Raw genomic sequence first — 572 nt, forward strand, 5'->3', positions numbered from 1 at the left:
GACCGGCCCGCCAACCGCTCGACGGCCTCCGCCTCGGACAACCGCACCGCCACCATCACCCCACCCGCCGGCAGCGCCTGCATCAGCCGACCACGCGCGGCCACCACCCGACAGGCGTCCTCCAGCGACCACACACCCGCCACATACGCGGCCACCACCTCACCCACCGAATGGCCACCCACCGCGTCCACCGGGACACCCAGCCACTCCAGCAGCCGCCACAACCCCACACCGACCGCGAACAACCCGGCCTGCGTGAAAACCGTTTGGTCCAGTGAGCCCTCCTCACCGAACACCACGGCCCGAACGCTGGCCCCCAGCTCCTCATCAAGCCGGGCGCACACCTCGTCGAAGGCCTCCCGGAACACCGGGAACGCCTCGTACAACCCCCGCCCCATCCCCGCCCACTGCGCGCCCTGCCCCGAGAACAACACCCCGGTCTTCCCAGCGACGACCTGGCCGCCGGTCACCGCCCCCAGCCCCGCCAGCAGCTCGGCCCGCTCCGAACCGACCACCACCGCCCGCCGCTCGAACCCTGCGCCGATGGAAGCCAGCGACAACCCCACATCCGC

General features: G+C 72.2%; 1 protein-coding gene. It reads right to left on the reverse strand.

All coding sequences use genetic code 11. The features are described from left to right. On the reverse strand, nt 1–572 hold a 572-nt coding region (locus VM95_RS37925), incomplete at both ends, for an acyltransferase domain-containing protein (RefSeq protein ID WP_045706141.1).

This window comes from Streptomyces rubellomurinus, from assembly GCF_000961885.1.
GTDB lineage: Bacteria > Actinomycetota > Actinomycetes > Streptomycetales > Streptomycetaceae > Kitasatospora > Kitasatospora rubellomurina.